The organism is Methanimicrococcus blatticola (assembly GCF_004363215.1).
GTDB lineage: Archaea > Halobacteriota > Methanosarcinia > Methanosarcinales > Methanosarcinaceae > Methanimicrococcus > Methanimicrococcus blatticola.
The window spans coordinates 1-22354 of record NZ_SNYS01000012.1 but is presented as its reverse complement, the minus strand read 5'-3'; the positions used below and the strand labels follow the sequence as shown (position 1 = coordinate 22354).

15 protein-coding genes are annotated in these 22354 nt (G+C 40.4%); 9 read left to right on the top strand and 6 right to left on the bottom strand.

Annotated features, from left to right (window positions below; translation table 11 throughout):
- Window positions 1–674: 674 nt before the first annotated feature.
- The gene (locus C7391_RS08135) at window positions 675–1007 is read right to left on the bottom strand and encodes a hypothetical protein (protein WP_166627467.1); all 333 of its coding nucleotides are present in this window, start codon (window positions 1005–1007) and stop codon (window positions 675–677) included.
- A 174-nt stretch (window positions 1008–1181) separates the two neighbouring features.
- Here C7391_RS08135 and C7391_RS08130 point away from each other — a divergent pair, with 174 nt between their 5' ends.
- The gene (locus C7391_RS08130) at window positions 1182–2717 is read left to right on the top strand and encodes a 2-isopropylmalate synthase (RefSeq protein ID WP_133518060.1); all 1536 of its coding nucleotides are present in this window, start codon (window positions 1182–1184) and stop codon (window positions 2715–2717) included.
- Between the two features lie 25 nt (window positions 2718–2742).
- Here the strand turns inward: C7391_RS08130 and mcrC are convergent, their stop codons facing one another.
- The 4 genes from mcrC to C7391_RS08110 form a co-directional block, all read right to left on the bottom strand.
- The gene (mcrC, locus tag C7391_RS08125; RefSeq protein WP_133518059.1) at window positions 2743–3843 is read right to left on the bottom strand and encodes a 5-methylcytosine-specific restriction endonuclease system specificity protein McrC; all 1101 of its coding nucleotides are present in this window, start codon (window positions 3841–3843) and stop codon (window positions 2743–2745) included.
- Window positions 3844–3849: 6 nt separating this feature from the next.
- Complete coding sequence (locus C7391_RS08120) at window positions 3850–5949, bottom strand: AAA family ATPase (RefSeq protein WP_208107088.1); 2100 nt, start codon at window positions 5947–5949, stop codon at window positions 3850–3852.
- A 121-nt stretch (window positions 5950–6070) separates the two neighbouring features.
- Window positions 6071–7150, bottom strand: coding sequence for a GTP-binding protein (locus C7391_RS08115; RefSeq protein WP_166627466.1), 1080 nt, complete (start codon window positions 7148–7150; stop codon window positions 6071–6073).
- A gap of 15 nt (window positions 7151–7165) precedes the next feature.
- On the bottom strand, window positions 7166–8812 hold the full coding sequence (locus C7391_RS08110; RefSeq protein WP_133518057.1) for a methylamine methyltransferase corrinoid protein reductive activase: 1647 nt from the start codon (window positions 8810–8812) through the stop codon (window positions 7166–7168).
- 340 nt (window positions 8813–9152) lie between these two features.
- Between C7391_RS08110 and C7391_RS08105 the strand changes: the two genes are divergently transcribed.
- The 6 genes from C7391_RS08105 (at window position 9153) to C7391_RS08080 (ending at window position 15309) form a co-directional block, all read left to right on the top strand.
- Window positions 9153–9938 (top strand): helix-turn-helix transcriptional regulator, encoded by a 786-nt coding sequence (locus C7391_RS08105; protein WP_166627465.1) that lies wholly within the window; start codon window positions 9153–9155, stop codon window positions 9936–9938.
- Between the two features lie 12 nt (window positions 9939–9950).
- Window positions 9951–10736: a helix-turn-helix transcriptional regulator gene (locus C7391_RS08100; RefSeq protein WP_133518055.1), complete on the top strand. Its 786-nt coding sequence runs from the start codon at window positions 9951–9953 to the stop codon at window positions 10734–10736.
- Between the two features lie 161 nt (window positions 10737–10897).
- Window positions 10898–12109 (top strand): bifunctional 5,6,7,8-tetrahydromethanopterin hydro-lyase/3-hexulose-6-phosphate synthase, encoded by a 1212-nt coding sequence (locus tag C7391_RS08095; protein ID WP_133518054.1) that lies wholly within the window; start codon window positions 10898–10900, stop codon window positions 12107–12109.
- A 361-nt stretch (window positions 12110–12470) separates the two neighbouring features.
- Window positions 12471–14588 carry a GLUG motif-containing protein gene (locus tag C7391_RS08090; RefSeq protein WP_133518053.1) on the top strand — a complete coding sequence of 706 codons (2118 nt, stop codon included), beginning with the start codon at window positions 12471–12473 and terminating at the stop codon, window positions 14586–14588.
- Window positions 14589–14893: 305 nt separating this feature from the next.
- Entirely contained in the window at window positions 14894–15091 is a 198-nt protein-coding gene (locus C7391_RS08085; protein WP_133518052.1) for a hypothetical protein, read from the top strand.
- Window positions 15092–15111: 20 nt separating this feature from the next.
- Window positions 15112–15309 carry a hypothetical protein gene (locus C7391_RS08080; protein ID WP_133518051.1) on the top strand — a complete coding sequence of 66 codons (198 nt, stop codon included), beginning with the start codon at window positions 15112–15114 and terminating at the stop codon, window positions 15307–15309.
- Here C7391_RS08080 and C7391_RS08075 read toward each other — a convergent pair.
- On the bottom strand, window positions 15296–16357 hold the full coding sequence (locus tag C7391_RS08075; RefSeq protein ID WP_133518050.1) for an NAD(P)-dependent alcohol dehydrogenase: 1062 nt from the start codon (window positions 16355–16357) through the stop codon (window positions 15296–15298). The two genes, C7391_RS08080 and C7391_RS08075, sit on opposite strands and share 14 nt — an antisense overlap.
- 368 nt (window positions 16358–16725) lie before the next feature.
- Here C7391_RS08075 and C7391_RS08070 point away from each other — a divergent pair, with 368 nt between their 5' ends.
- Together C7391_RS08070 and C7391_RS08065 are read left to right on the top strand one after the other, a co-directional pair.
- Window positions 16726–20823 carry a beta strand repeat-containing protein gene (locus tag C7391_RS08070; protein WP_166627464.1) on the top strand — a complete coding sequence of 1366 codons (4098 nt, stop codon included), beginning with the start codon at window positions 16726–16728 and terminating at the stop codon, window positions 20821–20823.
- The coding region (locus tag C7391_RS08065) for an InlB B-repeat-containing protein (RefSeq protein WP_133518048.1) at window positions 20823–22354 on the top strand (1532 nt) is incomplete at its 3' end. The genes C7391_RS08070 and C7391_RS08065, both read left to right, overlap by 1 nt.

The window sequence follows — 22354 nt, the reverse complement described above, 5'->3', positions numbered from 1 at the left end:
ACAGAATTGTCGGAAAAAACTTCTCAACCACGAATAAAGCGCTATTCACACTTAGTTCTTAGATTTTAGAGTTGCTTCCTTACAATACACAGTTTGATATTCCTGTAAATCTCGTAACGATGATTTACAATTTGATTCAATTTGCTTTTGCAAATTGAATTGATGAAAATCACCGCCGAAGTTTACCGAAACATCAGGTCACATATCAGTCAGGGAAAAAACTCCCGACTTCATTATTAGATGAATGTAAAATGAATTTGTGTCAAAAACACAAGCATTCAAACTCCTGCATTCCGAGTTTGAACCTCAGAACGAGAGGAATCCTACTACATCACAGGGAGTATATAATAGTTTTGCTAATCTGGTTCATAAGGTGTGAAAAAATATTAGACTGAAAAGCCACTAAAATCTAAGAACCAAACATAAAAAATAGGAATTAAAGTGTTTACTCAGCAATATAAGGCATTTTTTAAAAATTCCGATGTGTGTGTTTTAATAGATTAATTTTCAAGCAGAGAGCATAGATAATCCCACATATCAGCATCGAACTCAATGTCCCCCATAACCATCTTCCGCTATTGCATATCTATTTGTTCCCTCCATATTCTAAGCTGAGAGCATAGATAATCCCACCTATCAGCATCGAATTCAATATCCCCCATAATCATTTTCTGCTATCGCATATCTATTAGTTTCCTCCGTTTTTCATCCGCCTTTCTTTTTGCTTCCTCCTTACGCTTTTTAGCATCATTAATCGCTTGTATTCTATTTTGTTCCTTGCGAATTCTGATTATTTCATCCCGTTTTCTTTTTTCGTCCTCCAATCGTTTTTTATTTTCTTCTGCACTCCAAGCAATAAACTCTTCCATTGTGCCCGAATTCGAAACTTTCCATTTTTGATATTCTACTTCTATCCGTTTTCTTTTTTCTGCTTCTGCGATTCTCCTATTTACTTCATCCCGTTCTTTATTCTCAGTTACAATACTGAATGGATCATCACCAGCCATCATACAAACATCCAAAACTTAATATTCAACTACCCAAATATTATCTAAAATTAATTTTAAAAAAAAATAATACGACATAAGTATAACATATTTTAAAAAATAAAAACTTTCACCCTTACTTTTAAATAATAAAACAGATGTTTAAGCAATTGATTACTATGTTTGAACAAACTAATGCGGGGAGTCGTTTTTTACGCTCCTGAACAAGAAAAACAGAACTCGAACAGAACAATAACTATTTTTGATACAACCCTTCGGGACGGTGAACAAACCCCCGGAGTCACAATTCCGTTTGAAAAGAAAATTGAGATTGCGTCTCAATTGGATAAACTTGGCGTCGACGCGATTGAAGCCGGTTTCCCGATTTCTTCACCCGGTGACAAAGAATCCGTTAAAGAAATTGCAAATCTCGGGCTGAATGCCGATGTTTGCGGTTTGGCGCGATCCGTCACAAAAGATATTGATGCTTGTATTGACTGCGATGTCGATATGGTCCACGTTTTTATCCCGACCTCCGATGTTCAAAGAGAATACACGATCAAGAAAACGCGTGAAGAAGCACTCAACTCAGCGGTTGAAATGGTTGAATACATCAAAAGCCACGGCTTCAAATGTATGTTTTCACCCATGGACGCGACCCGAACGGATTTTGAATATTTGGTTGAAATCATCAAAGCCGTCAAAGCCGCCGGCTGCGACGTTGTCAATGTTCCCGACACTGTCGGCGTGATGGTACCCTCGTCCACATATGAATTGATTTACAATCTGAAAAAGAATGTTGACATGAAATACGACATGCATTGTCACAACGATTTTGGGTTGGCCAACGCGAACAGCATTACCGCAGTCGAAGCAGGTGCCGACCAAGTGCAGGTAACCGTTAACGGAATCGGCGAACGTGCCGGCAACGCATCGCTTGCAGAAGTCGTCATGGCGCTCACCTCCATCTACGGTTTTAAAACAAATATCAAAACAGAATATTTGACAGAAACATCCAAACTGGTCGAGAGATATTCCGGCATCAAAATGCCGCCGATGCTCCCGGTTTGCGGTGACAACGCGTTTTCACATGAATCAGGCATTCATTCCCAAGGCGTTTTGGCAAAATCCGATACGTTTGAACCCGGCGTTATGACACCCGAAATGGTCGGACAAAAACGCCGCATCGTTCTCGGAAAACATGCAGGAAGACACGCTGTTTTGCAAAATTTGGAAGCCGTCAACATTCACCCGACTGAAGATCAATTGAATGAAATTTTGGCGAAAATCAAAGACATCGGCGACCGCGGAAAACAAGTTACAGATGCGGATCTTTTTGTTGTCGCGTCAGTTGTCCTCGGCAAAAAAGGAATTGATGAAGCCATCAAATTGAAAGAAGTCTCCGTCATGACCGGCAACATCATGACACCGACTGCTGTTATTCGCGCGGAAGTCGGCGGTAAAGAAACGATTGCCGCCCAAACAGGAGTCGGCCCGGTTGATGCCGCTTTGCGCGCCGCCGAAGAAATAGTCGGCAACACCACATATAAAATCGAAGAATTCGCAATCGAAGCCATATCAGGCGGATCAGATTCTTTGGCGCGCGTTACAATTGTATTGGCAAATGAACGCGGCAACAGTGTAACAGCAAAGTCAGCCAATGCAGACATCGTCATTGCATCTGTTGAAGCTTTGATTAACGCGATGAATGCGCTTTCCGGAATGGATTGAGATAAATTCAATTCATTCACCTTTTTTATTTTTGACTCAAATCTGTTTCGACGACGTTTGAAACTTCAAATTGCCACTTCTCAATTAAGGTATCTAGCTTAAAACAAATTTCAGCAAAATCAGAGTTTAAATCCAATGTTTTCGCACTAATACGATTACCACTCATCATATAATCGAAATCCGGAAAAATTTCTTCATCGGTTTTAGCATACAAAAGCATTCCACTGACATTTCCTAAGCCTGAAACATCTTTGTTTTTGACATATGTAAAAATTTGATATAGATTATTTGAATGAAGTTTTGTGGAATCAAAAAGAGGATTTCGCTGCATTGATTTTTCATAATATTTGGCATCAATAATCAGTATTTTTCCACAATGCTCAATCATAATATCAGATTTCATTTGTGGTAAAAAGGAAGAAAAGCCGTCATCAACATTCCAATTAATATAACCGGCGGAAACATTGAACTCGGGATAATGCTTCCGATAATATTCAAGAATAAATCGTTCATACAATTGAGGCATATTCTGAATTATATTGAAGTGAGAGATTTTATGAGAGCCAGATTCTTCGGTTTGCAGCATTCTTTTAAAAACGAAATAGCAGATATTAATTAACATTTTGTAAGTCGCGTTATTTCTATTGTATTTGATATTAGACCAACGGAAATGCCGAAGATCTAATGTATCAACATCGTTAAAAAAAGGCAAAATTTTTTTCAAATCTTTTTTCCGATATGAATGAACCAACGGTGATCGAATTAAAAAAAGCGATGTTGTTTTTAAAACCTGATTCAGGTAAGAATTCATGGAAAAATCATCGTATTCACAAACAAGCTGTTTTTTCAATAAGCTCTGCTGTCGAAAAGAAGCCGATAACTCAATTTTTCCACGGAGAGTTGACAAAGATTCAGACTTTGGAAGATACTCCCTACCGAGGCCTTTTTTGATTTGATTAGCAATACCCTTAGCAAGAATTGCGGCAAGCAAATCTTCCACAAAATCAAATTCTTCGGCTTCAATGTCAGCATAATCACCTTTTTGCAAAACTTGAAAAGCATAAGCAAGCATGTAATAAAGGTTTTTAATTTGAATAGACGACAGCTTTCTTTTTTCATCAGTCATAAATTATCAATCGCGAATCGAATTGTGCAATTTTTGTTCCCACTCACTGATTTTTATAGGGTCATCAAACCAATATTCTTCCAAAAGTGGAATTAATTCATGATCAATGACTGCCTTTAGCCAGCGATTTGTAATCGGCTCATCCGTACAGAGATAACTGTGCCCGATTCTAAAACCGACTCCAAGAGATTCATCTTTTTGAATTACTTCATTTAATTCCTTAACACAGAAAACTAGAGATTCATATTTCGAAGAAGAAAGCCCATTCATACGATTTTTAAATTGAGACGAATCAAAAGCCGGCTTCATTTCAAAAAACGCGAACCGTCTCCGGAGAGCATAATCAATCATTGCAAGACTTCTATCTGCCGTATTCATCATTCCGATAATATGAACATTTTTAGGAACGGAAAACAATTCATTAGAATAAAGCAAACGGAGCTTTTCCCCTCTTTTATCATTCTCAATCAGCATGAGAAGCTCGCCGAATATTTTGCTCAAATTTCCGCGATTGATTTCATCGATTATAAAGAAATAATCCTGTTCATCATCATCTTGTGCTCGCTTACAGAATTGATAAAACGGTCCCGGAGATAATTCAAAACCGTCTTTCGAAGGTCGAAAACCTAAAATAAAATCTTCATAGCTGTAACTTTGATGAAATTGAACAGTCATTACCCGATTCGGATCTTTTTCACCCATAATGGAATATGCCAGCCTTTTTGCTGCAAATGTTTTGCCGACACCTGGGGCTCCTTGAAGAATAATATTTTTCTTAATACGGATTAAATTAAAGAGGGTATCATATTCTTCCTCGTCCATGAATACCTCTTGAAGAAAATCTTTGCGGGAATAGGAATCGTATTGAATTTCTTTTTCTTCTTCAAAGATTTCAGATGGGGTATCTTCCATAAAAAGTAATTCTAACCTTTCAACATATTCCGTATAAGAAGTCACATCGGTAAGTGTTTTCGTGGTTGTATTTTCACTTGATTCCCATTCACCTTTGTGAGTCCAATTAATCTTACGGACATGTTTGAATTCATTTCGATCGGAATCAAATTGATAATCAGAGACTACAATGCCGCGGCCTAAATAATTTGAATAGCCTTTTTTCACATAAACAATATCGCCAATCTGGATTTCGTTTGCAAATTGCCATGTTGCAAGCGCCCACATTTTATAAGAAAACTCTTCGCCATAAAGTTGTTTCATTTTCAATTTCATATCGTTTTTACTTGAATATTGAGTTAAGTCACCCATTTCATCCCAATCAATTGCCATTATTTTCTGAGAATAGAATTCATCCCATTTTGAGGAATGATTACCGGGAACATAAAGCCAATATTTTTTTTCATAATCTTTTGAGGTTTTTGAGTTGGAGAGACCAGAAGAACTCAACCATGCCCGATAAGAGAGGTCAGGGAAACTTTGAATAAGCGAATCCTCTTGATTAAAGAGTAACTTAAATTGACGAATTAATTCCAAATACTCTTTTGCCGGAGGCAGCTTTTTCAAATTTGAAATAAAAGACCCATCAAAATTATTTGAAATAAAAGCTCGATTGACCCGATCTAAATTTAAATAATTAAAAGGCCGAATCCAAAATAAGCCCATTGTTAAATTCCATTGAACGTTTTCTTGATTTGAAACTTTGTTATAACATTCAATGAATTCAGCTGTTAAACTTTCAGAAGGGTGATCAGCAAAATGAATTGCAACTTCAAACAGATTCCATAAATTTGAAATGAATTCTGATGCTTTAGAAGAATTAGGGTAATAAAAAAAAGCGTTCATATTGTTTAAAACGGGAACGCCGTTAAAATTTTCAGGCGGTTCTGCTGTTACACCGATTTGATCCCCAATAGCCTTCATTAACAAAATTCGATTTTCAGATGTAAGTTTTTTATTAAATCCGCCAAAAATTGTAAACGGACAAACATCATTAGCCGTACTTCCAAGAGGAAACATCAAATTTGTTTTTTCATATGCAATACGCAATATTTCAACCAATTCCGTTCGGTTTTCTTTAAAAGGCAATAATTTGTTGGCAAATTCCATATAAAACGGAATCCAAGAAAATGAAATTTTGTCTTCTATTTCCATATTTTTATCCTTCAAAAATGAATGAATTAAGAATAATATTGAAAATATTTAAAAGAAGGGGAGAAAAGAAGGATGAAATATTTCAAAAAAAAACAAAAAGCAATCCGCGGGTTTTAAAAAATTAAATGTTGAAAATAACACCGTTTTCATCCAATATTTTTTCAACCGCCGTTTGAACGATTTTTTGAACTTCATCCGATTTGAGACCGGTAACGGCTGATAAAATTTTCAAATTCGGAGAAAACGAATTGATTTCATTCGCCGACGGAATAAAATCATAAATCGGTTCCTCTTCCGCCGTTGTTAAACTGATTTTATAAAGCGCCGACCCTGATTCCAAAAACAATTTAATGTGCCCCAAAAAGTCGGGACTTTTTTCCAAAACATCACTTCGAATCAAAGACATAATATCGCGAACGACTTTTTCGAGATCAGACTCGATTAATGTATTCAAATTATTTTGATCCAAAGAATATTCCACGGCAAACGACCCGACACCTGACGCTTCAACGGAATTGTCTTTCGGCTTACCGCCGGCCATCAAAAGACTGCCGTCGTTTGAGATGACTTTTTTCAATTCGGCCAACCGGGATTCAATATCCTCATTACGCTCTAAAATATCAATCAAATGCGCCAAACTTTCCGGATTTTTTGAAGACAGCGTAATGATTTCCGCTTTCGGATTGATCTGCTGAACCGCCGACTCGATGATCGGAAGCATTGAAGGCTCAACCAGATCCGCTTTGCTGACAGCGATGACTTCCGCCTGGGCCAGCTGCTGAGAAGCGAAATTTTTGATTTCTTTTAAAATCTGCTTAAACCGACTGCCGTCAAAAAGCGTCAGAAGCGGTGCCATGTCATAATCCATCGGCAGATTCATCAGCATAACTTCATCACGAATCACACCCGGATAAGCAACACCGGTTGACTCAATGATAACGACATCCGGATGAAAATTGTCAATCATTGACAAAAGCGTTGCGCGAAGCGACGTTTTCAAACTGCAGCAAATACAGCCCGAAGTAATCTCTTTCGTCTCCAAACCGTATTGAGAAATCACATCGCCGTCAATGCCGATTTCGCCGATTTCATTGACGATGATGCCGACAACTTTTCCGATGGACGAATAATAAGTGCCGAGGCGGATAAGAGCAGTGGTTTTTCCGCTGCCCAAAAATCCGCCGACAACAATTATTTTCAAAATAAAACCCTCGGATTACTCGGTTTCAGCTTCAACCGTGCTGCCGGAAACAGGCTCTTCAACGACCAGATTTTCCCAGCTGTACGGCTTAGGCATGAAGCGCAGACATTTTTTACAATTCGACCCGTCACACAAATCCGAACGAATCTTAACGGCATCATCGCGATAACTCATCGCATGCGTCGGACATTCACGGATTTTCTCGGCGCATTCGGAACAGCCGGGCATCGCAACCGACATAAAAGTGCCGGTCTGCTTAATCATTTCATATCCCTCGTCACCGAAAACAGGAATATCGCGCTCAACGAGTTTTTCAACCGTCGGGTTTTCAATCGGGTCGTCCAATTGCGGCAGTTCTTTCTTTTTCAGGAACTTTTTATACATTTTAAAGTCCATGCCTTCGCCCCAGTATGCCAGCTCCAGAATGTACGCTTCTTTGAAAGCGTCATCCGTTGCAAACATGACGTGCGTTCCGACAATTTTCGTTGCAATCTCCTGAAGTTCCTTCAACCGGTCATCGGAAAGCAGAATTTCGCGCGCCGTTTTCAAAGACGTATTGCCGATTTGCGTCAGAAGAGCAGCATTGTACGGATTCATGCCGATTTGCTGCGCTTTTTTAGCATCCATATAAGTGCCGGCAGCGCCTGACATATGCGAAATTTTAATGTCCGCCATTTGAATGCCGGCTGCGTTACAAAGCGTGATGTGTCCGGCACGAAGCGCGCCGATAGCATTTCCAGCTTCTTTGATGTCGTTTTCGGTAAACTCAACGCCGTCTTGAAGGTGAATAATGCCGTCATCCGTTTGAATTTTCGGGAGCTTGATGATTCCGTTTCGAATGCCCTCTTCCATTAAAGCGATGACACCGGTGCCGGTAATGCCTTTTGCGCGAATGTCACCCTGCTCTAAAACAGCACCCGTTCTCGGGTCGACCAAATCCGCTTTTGTTCTTTTCATTTCCTTGTCTAAAACATAACAGCGGATGTTGTCGCCTTCAAATTCAACATCACTGATAGCGTGCGGAGAAGCTAAAACGCCGTCTTTGATTTCCTGGCCTTCCAAAGCCGGACCGGCAGCGGCAGATCCTGTATAAATAACGCCGCCGGCTTTTAATGCCATTTCGGCGTTGGTACCGAAATCCGTTGCGATTGCGATTTCGTCACTTTCAAGCATGCCCGAATTCACAATCAAAGCCAATGCGTCAGCACCGATTTCGTGTTTAATGGCCGGCGGAATAATGACGGTACAATTTGAAAATTTTTCAAGACCGGCGATATCGCTGCTCTTCATTTGCTTGGATTCGCGGTTTTGCTCCTGAATATTGAGTTTTTCGCGCTTACGCTCACCGGCATAAGCTAAATCATCAATCGGAATTCCTTGGAAAAGAGAAAGCTGAATCGGATTGCCGCAGACAGACAATCTGTAAAGGTCTTCGGGCACGACGCCCAGTCTGTCAATCAGCACCAAAATCGCATTAATCACCAGTTTGTGCGCATTGCCTAATCCGTAATTGATTGCAAAGTCCATGTGGTCCATGACATTCGCGCCCGGAAGCGGATTGCGCATTGTAACAACCGTTCTCTTAATTTCTCCTGTATCTAAATCCACTTTTTGTGATCTGAAACCGCTGGTACCCAGATCGATTGCAACGCCTGTTTTCATTTTATAACACACCTTATAATTGAAAGTTTTTGGTTTTTAATCAGTAAGCCGCAGCAACAGAATGACGGATAAAAAGTCAATCGCTGACTGCGAAAAGAATGAAATACCTGTTAAGGCAATCGCATAAATACGACATGTGATAATAAGCTCTATTAGTTAATATTCTTTTCATTTCCAAATAAAAATTCCAATCCGACACGCAAATAACAAACAGAATAAAAAATTAAAACGCGGTTGTCGGGCATTAACCGATTAGTTAATAATGAATCACCCTCTTAAAATAGTATATATTTTGAGCAAAAATCCTTGGGTGTGTGGATTAATATGGAGGTTTTGGGCAATGAATTCATTAATTGAAACTGTTTTTTTCTCAGAAAAGCGAAAGGCTGTACTGATTCTTCTTTTTGAGAAAGGCCCTTTACCGATTGAAACCATTAAATCGGAATTGGATGAAACCTCCGTTTCCATTTTGCCGCAAATCAAGGTTTTGATTGATAACAATTTAATCATTCAAAATGACGGCATTTACCAATTAACACATCTCGGGGAAACGGTTGCCGAGAAAGTTTCGCCGTTTATAAAAAATTTACAGGTTTTAAGCGTTAACCCGAAATTCTGGAGCGAACACGACACCGGCGAAATTCCCGAAAATCTGTTCAACCGCATTCAAGAAATCGGTGATTTCAAAATTATCGAAATTGATTTGAGAACGATTTATTATGAACCGAATCCGATCATTCGGGAACATATCAAAAATGCCAGCTCTATTAAGACTTTTATTACATATTACGCGCCGGAATACGTCATGGTTTACTACGACCGTCTGATGTCGGGAGCGCCCGTCTCCATCACAACCAGTGATTACATCGTGAATATGGCCAAAGACTACAAAACCGAAATTAACAACCTGCTTCAGCTGGACCGTGCCGAGCTCAATGTCTGCTCAGCCGACGTCAAAATCGCCGAGGTCACGGTGACGGATAAAATTTTGCTGATGGTTTTGTATTCGACTGCCGGAAATTTGGATTATGACTTTTTGGCAGCGGAATCCCCGAGTGCCGTTCAATGGGGAAATGAATTGTACGATTATTTGAGAAGCCGCTCCGTTAATAAAAAGGAGATTTGAGGAGGAGATAAAATGAAAGATGAATCTATTTCCGATGTTCTTTTCTTTTCCGAAAAAAGAAGACAGATCCTCCTTTATTTGCTGGAAGGACCCAAAACCATTGACGATATCAAATCTTATTTGAATTCGAAATCCAGCCCGCTGATGGTTCAGATTCGAATTTTAACGCGCAACTTTTTGATTCAGGAAAAGAACGGCGTATTTTCACTGACGCCGCTTGGCGAATACACGGTTCGGGAAATGAGAGATATTTTGGATATGTTTGCAGTTTTTGACAAAAATCCGGAATATTGGGGCGAAGTCGAATTGACGGCGTTTCCGGCATATCTGCTGAGCCGAATCGGTGAACTCGGCGAGGTTGAACTGTGTTATCCCAGCAAAGCGCATATTTTCGATCGCGCCCGACCGGTTGAGAAAAGCCTGAAATCAGCCGAATCTTTAATTGAAATTTCATCCATCTTCCGGCAGGAATACGTAACGGATTACGCTGAAATTGCCGAGCGAAACGTCAGCGTCGCCTTTATTTTTACACAAGAAGTCATTGACCGCCTGGAAAAAGACTTCCCGGAAAGTTATCATAATTATATGAAACGTGAAAACGTCAGAATTTTCGTTTGCCCCGAAATTAAATTGGCTTCATGCATGGTGACGGACAAAATTATTTCATTGTCACTGTTCACGAAAAAAGGAAATTTCTACAACCACGATTTAATCAGCTACAATAACAGCGCTGTTTTATGGGGAACGGATTTGTTCCACCATTTTCGCTCTCTTTCCATGATCCATAATCTTCAGTAACAATCGTGATTAATTTCATGAACGGTGAATGGAAAACGGAAAGATTAAATTATATTTGAACTCTTAATCAAAACTTAATTATAATCCTATGAATTCATGTGAAGCACTTATCAGATTTTAATTTGATTTTTTAATTCTGAAAGTTTTTCGGAGAAACTAAAATGCCTAAAGACACTCAATTACCTTATTTTGAGATCGGAGAAGCTCTGATCGGTACAGGCGCGGAACTTGCGCACGTTGATTTAATGATCGGCTCTAAAGACGGCCCGGTCGGACAAGCGTTCGCAACAGGAATGACACAGCTCTCTGCCGGTCACACGCCTCTTTTGTCCGTTATCCGCCCGAATTTGCCGACCAAACCGTCCACTTTAATTGTCCCGAAAGTGACATTGAAAAAAGGTGTTGACACAACCAAAATCTTCGGTCCCGCACAGTCCGCTGTTGCAAAAGCCGTCGCTGACGCTGTTGAAGAAGGGATCATCCCCAAAGAAATCGCAAATGACATCGTCATCGTTGCCAGTGTCTTTATTGCGCCCGATGCCGAAGATTTCAGCAAGATTTACAGATTCAATTACGGCGCAACAAAATTAGCAATCAAAAGAGCTCTTGAAGGATTCCCGAGCATGGACAAAGTGTTGGAAGAATCTAACAAATCAACCCACGCCATTATGGGATTCAAAGTCTCCAGACTCTTTAACCCGCCGTATTTACAGGTCGCTTTTGACACAACCAGCCTTGACTTCGTTTTAAAAGCTGTTAAGGAACTCCCGCAGAACGACCACTTATTGATTGAAGCCGGAACACCGCTCATCAAACGCTTCGGCACTGATGTGATTTCCAAAATCCGTGAAGCAAGACCCGATGCGTTCATCGTTGCCGACCTCAAGACGCTTGACACAGGCAACTTGGAAGCAAGAATGGTTGCTGATGCTGCCGGCGACGCTGTTGTCGTCTCTGCGCTTGCACCTGTTCCGACCATTGTGAAAGCCATTGAAGAAGCACACAAGACCGGCATTTACGCAATCGTTGACACGCTCAACTTACCTGACCCGGTTCCGCTGATTAAAGAATTGGTCGAAAAAGGCGCAGTGCCCGATGTTGTCGAACTCCACCGCGCGATTGACATTGAAAACACAGAACCCAGATGGGACAGCATTGAAGCCATCAAAAAGGTTAGCCCGAAAACATTCATCGCTGTTGCCGGCGGTGTCAAATTAGACACAATTCCGCTCGCGCTCAAATCCGGCGCTGACATTCTTGTCGTCGGCCGTGCCATCACAGGCTCAAAAGACATTCGCGGTACTGCCGAGCAATTTATTGCAAAAATCGGTAACCCCGAAGTTGATCAGTTCAGAATCATGACTGATTTCTAAAAATAATATTTTGTTGCCCTTTTCGGGCAACTTCTTTTTTACAACTTTGTTTCAATATTAAACAAAGCAAATTCATTCTTCTGACACTCTTTTTAAAATATAAATTTTACAAGCAATGCAGATTTTGCATTCGTCGTTTGTTTATTATAATTTACTATAAAATCTCTGATAACGCCCTGATTTTTTGAAAAATATTAAAAAACAGTGATATATTTTCAAAAAAAATCAGCATGAGCCGAGCCAGATATACAGAAAATATAATGAAATAAATTGAAGCAATTATAAATACTGAATATCATTTTACAACCAGTTAATAGTAATTATTACTATTAAAGGGATTGTATAAATGAGGGATATATAAATGCACAATAAAAAAACGATAATTATATTATTGATTTTAGCTGCCGTTTCTTTTTTAGCCGTATCAGACACAGTGATTGCGGCAGACGGTTCTTTTGGGGTTGAACCGGGAGCAGCAGGACTTCACGGGTCGGTTTCAAATCCATTCATCATTGAAGATGTTGAGGATTTAAAAGCCATTCAGACGCATATTTCGAAGTCGAATGATTATACAAAAGATAAATACTACAAAATCGGAGACGAAGTCATCCTTAATTTGGAAAATATGAATTGGATTCCGCTTGGAGATGAAAAAAATATTTTCGGAAATTTTGACGGAAATTCCGGAGGCGGTGCCAAAATAACGAATTTAACCATATCATCAACAACGCAAGACAATGTTGGTTTATTCGGAGCATTAGCCCATGGAAAACTTTCAAACATAACAATTGAAAATGCAACCATTATTTCAAGCCATAATAATGTTGGAATATTAATCGGCAATAGCAGTTACATGAGTATACAAAACTGTTGTGTCACCGGAAAAATCGAAACTGCCGAAAAAACAATAGGCGGACTTGCAGGAAGTATAACAGGCGGAACCGTTAACAATTGTAATTCAGATGTCAATATTGATGCAACCGACGGTACTGTTGGCGGATTTGCCGGGCATATTGGAAATGGAACCATCCGCCAATGCTATTCGAAAGGCAATGTCGAAACAGACGCCGGTATTGCCGGCGGATTCGCAGGAGAAACTGACCCGGGAGGCGATTTGACTCTAATTTCAGAATGTTATGCGACCGGAAATGTCAAAACAGGCGGCAATTTTGCAGGCGGATTGATCGGTAATACTTCGATAACACAGATTGAAAATTGCTATGCGACCGGAAATGTGGAAGGGAAAAACGCAGGCGGTTTAATCGGTCAAGTTGCCAGTACAGATATAACGACGTGTTACGCAACCGGAAATGTTGATGCCGAAAATTATGCAGGCGGTCTTTTCGGTAAGGTGTATTGTATCAAAAAGGCAGATGGCTTTGAGGACTCCAGTGGGTTGTTTTTAAAAAATTTAAACAACAATATGGCTCTAAATGAATTCGTTAACGGCACTTACGCTGATTATATCGGATTTTATGGAAATGACTATGACGGAGATAAATCGTATGCAACCCTACAGAGTGAACATCCCGGTCAAGCCGTCATTGAAAATATGTATGCCTGGAACGGAATAACGAATAAAGGAAAGCCGATCAAAAACAGCATCGAAGAAACCGACATTCTGATTGTCGATTACGACGAAATCAATTTTGTCAAATCTTACCATGTTTGGCAGCAATATGAAAATAAGAAAAGCGGCGATTCCAAATGGGATTCTTCGGTTTGGAAAAACACTGTTTGGCAAACAAATCATTACGATGAGGACGAAAATGAAAACAAATTTCACCTCCCGATTTTCAAATGGCAAGATGAAGACCATGAAAAACCGATTGCTGACGCGGTTCATATATTGTATTTAACTGAAATTCAAATTGGAGAAGGCCCTTATAATGACAAAATTTCAAGGAACTTCAACATTACAATCGACCCGAAAGAAGTGGATTACAGTCATGAATATTACAACAACTGGAAATGGAATTTATATGCCGCGCTGACGGATGACCAGACGGAGACAACATATAATGAATCCTCCAATTTCAGCGTCAGTGCGGACATCAGAAGCGGCACGCAATCTGTTTACGTGACAAAGAAAGTTTCATCCCTTGATTTAAGTAAATCTTTCGACCCCAAAAATGATTTTTACGCATGGGGAAAAACAGAATTGATTGACCCGTACAACGGACCCGGAAAGAAATACGCAACCGAAAGAATCAGTGAAAGAGAAGCCTTCAAGATTGACGAAAAGAATATACCGGCTACAGAGGAAAAAGGAGGCGGAAGCAGAAACGGAAACGATGCGGGAAAGTCGGGCAAAGAAGAGATTCAAGAATCTATGAAATTAACACCGTCGACCCCTGCCTATGAGAAAGAAGATGAAGAGGTGAAAGTTATTTCAAGTCTTTTGATTCTTTCATTCGGTTTTGTCGCGATTGCCGTTTTTGCATACAGGCGACGAGATGAAAATGGAAAAGATGAGTGAAAACTTATCTTTTCCGCGTGCCGGCGCGCGCGAACCATTTCAATTTTTATAATTTTTTTAAGCCGAGCGGTGTGTACAGAAACGCTTTCATGTTTAATGATTTCGCCGTTAAAAACGTTCACGATGTACATTTTGTACAGTCATCGCTCGCGCGCGAGCCGCTTCATTTTTCAAAAATTCAAAAAAAAAGCGAATTACATTTTTAAAAAAATAAAATCAAAAAAAAGAAGCGGAGAAAATCCGCTCAATAATTTTTTAATCAGTCTTACAATCAGTCCCATTTAATGAAAACGGCGGGCTTAATCGTGACAGCAAAAATCGCTCGCTTCGCTCACGATTTTTCAAAGCAGTATTTGCATCAGGTGTTTGTTTCCGTCTTTCCTCAGGTGTTTATGAAAATCGCTTCGCGATTTTTAGCAGCTTCGCTGCACACCAAAATTACAAAAAAAAGAAAAGGAAGCGGATTAAATCCGCTCAATGATTATTCAATTAATCCCATTTAATGAAAACGGCGGGCTTAATCGTGACAGCAAAAATCGCTCGCTTCGCTCACGATTTTTCAAAGCAGTATTCGCATCAGGTGTTTATTTCCGTCTTTCCTCAGGTGTTTATGAAAATCGCTTCGCGATTTTTAGCAGCTTCGCTGCACACCAAAATTACAAAAAAAAGAAAAAGAAGCGGATTAAATCCGCTCAATGATTTTTCAATTAATCCCATTTAATGAAAACGGCGGGCTTAATCATGTCAGCCGGTTTTTCATCCATCATCTTAAAGGCGTCTTCGATTTTGTCGAATCCTTCGAATCTGTGGGTAATTAATTTTGCGGGATCGAAGCGGTTGTATTGAATCATTTCAAGCATTTTTTCGATACGCAATGCGCCGCCGGGACAGAATCCGCCGCGGATGTCTTTGTTGGACATACCGAGACCCCATTCCCAAGCAGGAATTTCAAAGGTTTCGGAAGCATCGAAGTAATTCATGTTTGAAACAATGCCGCCGGGCTTGAGCATGTTGAGCGCTTGATTGATTGTGTCGGCTTTGCCGCCTGCAATAATGACGCGATCAACGCCTTCGCCGTTTGTCATTTTCATGATTTGTTCAACGATGTCGCCTTCTTTGTAGCTGACGATGTCAGTTGCGCCGTATTCTTTGGCAACGGCGATGCTGTTGGGACGTGTGCCGACTGCGATGAGACGGCCTGCACCTTTGAGGTGTGCGCCTGCAACGGCCATCAATCCGACCGGACCGATACCGATGACGACAACTGTGTCACCGAATCCGATTTCCGCTTGTTCGACGCCGTGGAAACCGGTAGACATCATGTCAACCGTCATTAATGCGGCTGCCATGTCCATGCCTTCGGGAAGTTTGACCAAATTGGCATCTGCCTGATTAACGTGGAAAAATTCCGCGAAAACACCATCTTTTGAGAGAAGGAATTTGAAACTTGCCATCAAACCTTTGTCGTGCGCGTTGTATTTCCCTTGGACGCCCAATGAAAGCCAATCCGGCGTACAGCACGGAACGACAACAATATCTCCGGGTTTGAAGCGTGTCACGAGTTCACCGACTTCGACGACTTCGCCGATTGCTTCGTGGCCGAGAATCAAATTCTTTTGATCCCCTGAACCGCCATGACTTGTGTGCGTGTCTGATGAACACGGCGCAACGGCAACCGGACGAAGAATTGCATCCAGCGGACCTGCGACGGGTTTTTCTTTTTCCAGCCAGCCAACGTTGTTTACGGATAACATACCATATCCTTTCATTTTTATCACCAAAATATACCGAAAACGCAGGAAGTTAAAAAGGTATCGGTAAAAATTAACGAAAAATAATGACAAATGATACAAAAAAATAAAATTTGGGGAATAAATTTGACGGGTAAAAAAAAGAATCATGCCTTTGAGTAGAAAAAGTGTCTAAAATTGTTTTGAAAGATAAATTTGTTTGACGATATATTTCGGTCTGAAAACTACAAAATATATAAATAGAAAAACACTGAATAAAAGTTTAATTAGGAATTATTACGATTCAATAAAAATTATTAGAGTGTTATAAAAATAGGCTTAGACACGGCTTTTGAAAAAACAAGCTGTGTTGGAAAACGAATTTACAATTTTACATGGGTGAATTTATGAAAAAAACAATAAAATATACAATATTATTAGTCATCTTCATTTTGACGTTTCTGTCCCTCACAGGAACAGCGTCGGCTGCGCTTACGGGGACCGGGGCTTCTGACGATCCCTACTTAATTCAAAGTGAAGCGGATTTAATCGAATTCAGAAATCATTATGCTAATAATGGCACAAGAGCAAGTCAGTATTATAAGATAGATAAGATAGGAAACACAGACACAGATCCGATAACAATTTCATTGACTTCTGATTGGACCCCTATTGCCGATTTTAAGGGAAATCTCAACGGAAACAATTCAACGATTTTGAATATGAATGTTCAAGCTCCTGCGGGAGAACATATCGGTTTCTTTAAAGACGTGTCTGACACAGCAACAATTACAAATCTTCGTTTTGAAAATGCAACAGTTAACGGATTTAAACATGTCGGCGTTTTAGCAGGTTATTCAAATAATGCAACATTAAACAACATTGAAATTCGCGGTTTTGAGTTAGAAGGAGAAAACGCCATCGGGGGAATCGTCGGCGACGGTTCCGTTAATGCTACAGATATCAGAATACGCGGATATAAAAATGGAACACCATCAAAAATAACAGGTGAAAACAGTGTTGGCGGCGTAATTGGATGGACGAGAAGCTACGTTTATTTGGAAACGGTTACAGTCGATAATTTGGATATAACAGGAATAGAGATAACCGGCGGCGTTGTCGGACATTCAGTAAGCGGACTGTATGTGCAGGATGTACTTGTTAATAATACAAAGGTCTCAGGACAAACCTACACAGGCGGAGTTGTCGGAGTAGGGTTTGTAAGCGGAAATGAAGACACAGATAAAACCAGAATTGGCAAGCAAACAACTGATGCAAAAAATGTTGTTGTTAAAAACAGTGAAATCAGCGGAGAGACAGGCGTCGGCGGAATAATCGGATGTTTACAAGAAGTTGGGGAAATTAAGTCGACAAGCGTTGAAAACCTGAAGGTTACCGGAAGTGAGTCTGTCGGCGGAATAATCGGATTTACATTCAACCCGAATCTAAACGTTTCAAATCTCATCGGGCCGAGCGTTGTCATTGGCGGAAATCAGAATTTAGGAAAACCGAGTGTCACTGTCAACGGCAAAAATTATGTCGGCGGAATGATTGGAAAAGCTGAAAGCAATCGGACATCGAAAATAGAAATAGATAATCCGATTGTTCAAAATGTTTCTGTGACAGGCATCTATACGGAAAAAGAGGATGGAAACAACACCGGCGGTTTAATCGGCGGATCAACCGGAATAAACAATTTTAATGTTCTTGCCGGTGAATTTTATGATATTTATATCAAAGGGAATTCAAATATCGGCGGTTTGGTTGGTTATTTAGTTCTTGACGATGTTGGAAATGGGAAAACGTTTACAACGAGAGAAAATAACGCCGCCTTATATATAAAAAATATAACCATTGAAGCCGATACGTTTACAGGCGGAGTTGTAGGAAAATACATCTACGTTTCGAATGACAACGACAGAATCGCTGTTGAAAATGCCAAAATTGAAAATCTGAATGTAGTGACAGTAGGATCTTATGTAGGCGGTGTTTTCGGTATCGCAACAAATACAAACGATAAAGAAACCGGTGTCGGAAAATCCACAATAACAAAAGTGACGGTAAACGACAGCATTTTAAACGGCGGAAACGGAGACGTTTCAGGAATCGTCGGAGCAGGGGACTACGTGGTTATTGATTTGGTGTTCGTAAACAATTCCACGTTGACCGGAGTTACCGGCGTTGGCGGAATTGCCGGCAGATTTAATAATTCAAGCATTTCCGAAGCTGTTGTAACAGACTCTAATATTTCCGGAAACTATACATTCGGCGGCATTATCGGATTCGGAAAGGATTCCAATATCGATCATACAAGTTTTGAAGACGGATACATTAAAACAAGAGGCGATCCTTCCACCAACATCGGCGGATTAGTTGGACAGATGGAGAATTCTGAAGTTGTTAACAGTATTGCAAAATACAAACTGGAAAATAATTTCGTTTCAATAACAACTCGTCTTGGTGGTGCTGTCGGCAACCTCGAAGTCGATTCAAAGATAGATAATGTAACTGTGATACTTGAATCAAATCTTGCAGGCAATAATTCAATTGGCGGAATTGCCGGAAACCAACAATATAATTCGGTCATCAATAACAGTACGTTCGAATTTAACGGAGAATACAGTATTATCGGATGCAATAGTGTCGGCGGAATTGCCGGCGCATCAAGAGGGACAATATTTAATGTCACAAATTCCGGAAATATTTCCGCATCAAACGGCAGTGGTTTATACAATGGAAATGTCGGCGGAATTGTAGGATACGGATGGGGCGACTTAACAATTTCTCAATCAAAATCGTATGGAAACATTTCTTCGACAACGGATAATGTCGGCGGGATTGTCGGAAAAATAACTAGCGGAAAAGTCAATGAGTCAAGTGTTAAAAATATCAGCATTGCGGGCTCAAATAACACAGGCGGCTTGATCGGGAATGTCGAAACCGGAGCAGTGTATTCAGTGGAACAGAATGAAGTGAATAACGTTTCTGTTACCGGAAATGAAAATACGGCAGGCGGAGTTGGATTGGTGAACGGTACGATCAATCGAATGAATTTGACGAATACCGTTCTTGAAAAAATAGATGTTGACGGCGACAATAATACAGGCGGCTTAGTCGGTTTTTGGAACATAACAGATACAACAGAAACAAACGAATCGAGTATTCATGACATTTCGCTGAACGATTCAAATATTACGGGATTAAACAACACCGGCGGATTAATCGGATATCAGTCAAAAATGAAATTATACGATTTGACGGTCGAAAACACGAAAATTGACGGGAAAAACGACACGGGTGGTTTGATCGGAACAGCAGACCGCACCAAAATTGAAGCCGTTTATATAAACGGATTAATTTTAGATTCAAGTACCGAGAGGGTTGGCGGTATTGTTGGCAATATGGAAGCAAGTGAGTTAAAAGACAGCCGTATAAACAACAGTACAATCGGCGGAAAACAGCATACAGGAGGAGCTGTCGGAATCGCAAAATATTTAGAAGGATATGAAAATAAAATTGAAAATTTAACCGTATATAACACATCAATAACCGGAACAATATTTTGCGGCGGATTGACAGGAGAAGCATTTAGTCAAGAAATAAACAACAGTCGTGTTATTGATTCAACCGTTACAGGTACCCAATACACCGGCGGATTGGTCGGACGCCAAAGTAGCGGAAACATCACTGTATCATCTGTTCTTGATACCACCGGAAACAATGTCGTAAAAGGCGAAATGCATGTTGGCGGATTTGTCGGACAAATTGAAGGAAATGTTTCAAACTGCTCGGCACAGATTAATGTGTCCAACACAACCGGTAACGGCAATTATACCGGCGGGTTTGCCGGAACATTAAACAAAGAGGTCAAGAACAGTTTTTCAACCGGAAACGTAAAAGCTCAAGCAGGGGAGGTTGGCGGTTTCTCAGGAAGACAGTCAGGCACCTCTGAAAACTGTTATTCAACCGGAAATGTTGATGGCGGGATGTTCGGCGGGTCTTTTACAGGGAACTTAACCTCAGGAAACATCACAAACTGCTATTCAACCGGAAATGTAACAAGCACAGTAGCCGGCGGTTTAGCCGGAACAGCGGTCACGGGTTCAAAAATAACAAACGCCATGGCTCTCGGTGCTTATGTTAACGGAACCACGGCCGACAAATTAATCGGATCAGGATCATCAACCATTACAGACACATTCGTTTGGAACGGAATGAAAAAAGCGAATGGAGAAATTACCAATACGAAGGGTGTTCCTGCAGTCAAATCGTACAATGTCTGGGATACTTACGGGACTCCGAAAATATCAAGCGGTTTGAAAAAATCAGAATGGGATGAAACTTGGTCATCAACAGTTTGGAAAAACAATGATCTGGATAGCGGTTACAAATACCTCTTGCCTGTTTTCACATGGCAGACCACAGCTTCCGATGCTCCGAATGCCGATGCGTCTCATATTTTGTACATGACCGACATCAAAATTAAGGTGATGGAGGCAGTCTGATGAAAAATAATTTCAAAAAGATTGCCGGATTTTTATTTGTCGGATTATTGCTCATTTCGTTGGCAGGAATAGCTTCTGCTGCGAATGATCCGGATTATAACATCACGGTTGATTCGAAAGAAATCGAATACAGTAAATTGTATTACCCGAATTGGGATTGGAACTTAAATCTCACGTCCAGTGATAACGAAAATACATACAACCCAACGGATCCGAACCCTAACGTTGTAAAAGCCCCGATGATTGCCGGTGTTGATGTATACAATACGACAGCCTTTAATCTCTTCATACCAAATGATTATGTGTGGGCCATTGCAAACCTGGAGGATACGCCCGATTCGACCCGTGAATGGACAATTGACAACGTCACCCGCAAGACTTATTCTGTTTCATATAATACCGGAGACGGTGTTTTTGATTTAACTGTTGTAAACGGTTTAGAAAATTACAATCCGGACCTTAGTTCAGATCAAAAAGTTCTCACAGTATTCGGAATTGAAAACGGAAGAACAATTCCAAAGCCGATCCCGGATCCACATACAACCGTCGGAGATAATCGCACGTTTGCCGGTTGGTATACCAAAGACGGAACCGGCAATGATTGGGGAGAGAAATGGATTTTCGAAACCGGTACTATTTCCGGAAGCATCAATCTTTACGCCAAATGGGACGCTTATTATTTGGTATATAATCAAAACACCGTCGGCGGCAAAACAACACCGGAAATGCGTATTGCAGGTTCAACCGGCAATTTACAGGACATTAAAAGTGATTTCTTCAGTGACTGGGCAAACAAAGGCATACTTCTGAGATGGTATACAAATGCAGATGGGACAGGACAGAATTATGCAAATGGAACATCATTTACGATGCCTGTTGCAGAAGACAGTTCCTATACAAAAATTGATGGTAAATACTACTACACTTTGTATGGGATTTGGCAATACAATGTCACCTATTATAGAAACAGTACTCCAACCGATGCGACACATGAATGGCGTGCATATACACCGGGAACTTCTGTTACAGTAGCAACTATCGAGTCCACCCAATGGACCAATGACGGATTTATTTTTGATGGTTGGGAATTAGTAACTCCGGATTTGTTGCCGGGTTATCCAGGATCAACATTCACAATGCCTGAAACAGATGTTCGGTTTAATGCAAAGTGGATACCTGAGGGGCCTTTTACTGTAACTTATAACAAAGGTGAAGGATTAGGAACTGCTCCTGAAGACAATACGCCATATATGTACAATAATGATGTAATAATTCTCGGAAACGTCAACAATGCAATGTATAAAGATGGATTCAAGTTAATTGGTTGGAAAGATCAAAACAATATTGATAGAGCAGTTGGGTCAAGTTTCCAGATTACAGAAAATATGGTGCTGACTGCACAGTGGGCAGATGCAACAGAATACGCATTAACCTACGACAAAAATGACGGATCGGGTCTGACACAAACGGAACAGAAGTTTGAAACGAATGAAGTGACCCTTAAAACGGCAGCGGAATTCGGATGGACAGT

What these genes read in the sequence shown, in the direction of transcription:
- C7391_RS08110 (WP_133518057.1), bottom strand. Translation starts at nt 8,812, where the DNA reads ATGAAAACAGGCGTTGCAATCGATCTGGGTACCAGCGGTTTCAGATCA.
- C7391_RS08070 (WP_166627464.1), top strand. Translation starts at nt 16,726, where the DNA reads ATGAAAAAAACAATAAAATATACAATATTATTAGTCATCTTCATTTTG.
- C7391_RS08130 (WP_133518060.1), top strand. Translation starts at nt 1,182, where the DNA reads ATGCGGGGAGTCGTTTTTTACGCTCCTGAACAAGAAAAACAGAACTCG.
- C7391_RS08075 (WP_133518050.1), bottom strand. Translation starts at nt 16,357, where the DNA reads ATGAAAGGATATGGTATGTTATCCGTAAACAACGTTGGCTGGCTGGAA.
- mcrC (WP_133518059.1), bottom strand. Translation starts at nt 3,843, where the DNA reads ATGACTGATGAAAAAAGAAAGCTGTCGTCTATTCAAATTAAAAACCTT.
- C7391_RS08135 (WP_166627467.1), bottom strand. Translation starts at nt 1,007, where the DNA reads ATGGCTGGTGATGATCCATTCAGTATTGTAACTGAGAATAAAGAACGG.
- C7391_RS08100 (WP_133518055.1), top strand. Translation starts at nt 9,951, where the DNA reads ATGAAAGATGAATCTATTTCCGATGTTCTTTTCTTTTCCGAAAAAAGA.
- C7391_RS08090 (WP_133518053.1), top strand. Translation starts at nt 12,471, where the DNA reads ATGCACAATAAAAAAACGATAATTATATTATTGATTTTAGCTGCCGTT.
- C7391_RS08120 (WP_208107088.1), bottom strand. Translation starts at nt 5,949, where the DNA reads ATGGAAATAGAAGACAAAATTTCATTTTCTTGGATTCCGTTTTATATG.
- C7391_RS08095 (WP_133518054.1), top strand. Translation starts at nt 10,898, where the DNA reads ATGCCTAAAGACACTCAATTACCTTATTTTGAGATCGGAGAAGCTCTG.
- C7391_RS08105 (WP_166627465.1), top strand. Translation starts at nt 9,153, where the DNA reads ATGAATTCATTAATTGAAACTGTTTTTTTCTCAGAAAAGCGAAAGGCT.